The 2,005-nt window shown below is 41.4% G+C and carries 1 protein-coding gene and 2 pseudogenes; all 3 read right to left on the bottom strand.

Features of this window, described 5'->3' with window-relative positions:
• Positions 1-508, bottom strand: a pseudogene (locus Q0277_RS06635) (hypothetical protein); the annotation flags it as partial.
• A 642-nt stretch (positions 509-1,150) separates the two neighbouring features.
• Complete coding sequence (locus Q0277_RS06630) at positions 1,151-1,708, bottom strand: hydrogenase maturation nickel metallochaperone HypA (RefSeq protein WP_297924439.1); 558 nt, start codon at positions 1,706-1,708, stop codon at positions 1,151-1,153.
• Between the two features lie 109 nt (positions 1,709-1,817).
• Positions 1,818-2,005, bottom strand: a pseudogene (locus Q0277_RS06625) (hypothetical protein); the annotation flags it as partial.

The raw sequence follows: 2,005 nt of genomic DNA, 5'->3' as shown, positions 1-2,005 counted from the left end.
ACGGTGTGTAAATCCGCGTAAAAATAACGATCGGCGTCAGCATAATAATTGCGGTGCTCCAAAGAGCCATGATTTGAGATTTTCCGATCTCAGATAGATGCTCCAAGCCTACATAAAGCGCAGCTATCGTGCAATAAAAGGCCTCCTCGAAAGAGCTGCCGTTTTGCTGCAGAGCGTAATTCCAGCTAGCAAGACCGGTATAATTTAGCGAATAAAATAGCATCGCGCCCAGCAAGGCGGCATATATCGCGTAGGCAAAAAACATGGCGCGATATGTGTTAAAGACTTTGCTAGCGGAGACATCCGAGATTATTTTGGTTGCCGAAAGCTTAAAGCTCATCGAAGTAAAAATCACGGCGACGATTGCGGTCGCGGCGGCGAAAAATCCTCTCATCGTAATATCGTGCAAAAACTCGCAACAAGCCCAAATGATCAGGTAACAGCAGATCGATAAAACGCTAGAGGCTATGCCGCGGAATTTTATGGCGCTTAAAGTATCGCGCTTCATTTTTTGCCTTTGGATTTTTAAAATTTATGGCGGATTATACTTGCGGGGTTTGAAATTTAGATAAATTTAGAAACACCGCGTTATTGAATTTTAAAATTTCGCATCGAGCGCAAGAAAAAATTTACTAAGAGCAGTACAAGGGGAGGACGTAAATAAAATTTGAATGGAATTAATCTATTTTACCTAAAAGGTTAAATTCTAAAAGAGGGCAAATCAGGAATCTGCGAGTAAACGTAGGGCAATTTGGCTTTTGTAATAGTAAAAATTATGAATAGTGTATCCCGCACAGCGTGTTCGCATCGTAAAGAGCAATTGACTTCAAATTTAAAAGCTAAATGAACGATAAGCAAAGCAAATTTGAGTTTCTTTAAGTCGATATACGATAAATAGTGTTAAAAAGTGCCATAATCCCCATAATCTTGAATACTTTATATTGAAAACTATAATTTTCAAGTAAAAATTCAATACGAAATTAACATATAATTATATGAATAATTTCATGTATTTTTGACGCATTTGGTGTTTTTATTAATGGTTTTTATTAGAAGAATTTTTACATAATTGAGCGGAAATGAAATTTTGCTTATGGCAAGGAGTTAAATTTAAAATATAGAAAGTTTTGCCCCTAGAAAATGCCCTCTTTTATTCAATAACCAGGCGCATTAGATACATATCCTCGCCGTCGATTACGCTGATTTCGGAGCTTTTGCAGCGCGGGCAAGAAAAGTCGTTCTGCGTCAAATCTCCGCTAAAACCGCAGTTTTTGCATTTTACGACGATCTCTTGGGTATGGATGACGAGATCCGCATTTTCGCAGACGGTGCCTGCGCGAAAGACTTCGTAGCAGTTTTGCAGATAATGCGCTTCCACGCCGCTTAGCCGCCCTATTTTTACATGCAGTTCCCTTATCTGCGGACTTTTTGCGCTAGGTGTATCATAAGATGCCTGTAGACTTGCTTTCAAGTTTTCAGCAAAAACTGCGGTTTTATGGTTCAGGCCCATATCCGCAACGCCAGTGTTTTGGGCATTCTTAGCCCCAATTGTGCCGACATTTGCAGAGTCTGTATTTCTAACGGTATCGGCGATGTCGCAGTGATTTTTATCGCCCTGCTCGGCCGTGCCTTTTTTCTTTGCTATTTCGGCGTTTAGCGCCTTTTCGCATAGCGCCACAAGATCCGCTACGATCGATAGTTCATGCATTTTTACCTCTAAATTTTACGGCCGCGCCGTATTTTATGCGAAATTTCGTTGTAAATTTAAAAACGTACCCTGAAATTTAAGCTCAAATTTGCCGAATTTGCACGCAAATTTAACAAATCCTCGGCAGTAGCTCGCCCTTTGGAAGTTCCAAAAATCGCTGCGAGCCATAGGCGTTTTGCAAAATCACTCGCCCTTTTGCCGCATACGGAGCTTTAAATTGCCCCGCCCTATTTTCTAATACTGCGCCGCGTTTCGCAGCCCGTGGGCCATGAGCGCCTGCCCGGGATTCAGTCCTTT

Origin of the sequence: uncultured Campylobacter sp., assembly GCF_938030815.1 — a bacterium.
GTDB lineage: Bacteria > Campylobacterota > Campylobacteria > Campylobacterales > Campylobacteraceae > Campylobacter_B.
This window is presented reverse-complemented; position numbering and strand designations above follow the sequence as displayed.

Bases quoted from the DNA above. Each gene is read 5' to 3' on its own strand.
- Q0277_RS06630 (WP_297924439.1), bottom strand. From the start codon at position 1,708: ATGCATGAACTATCGATCGTAGCGGATCTTGTGGCGCTATGCGAAAAG.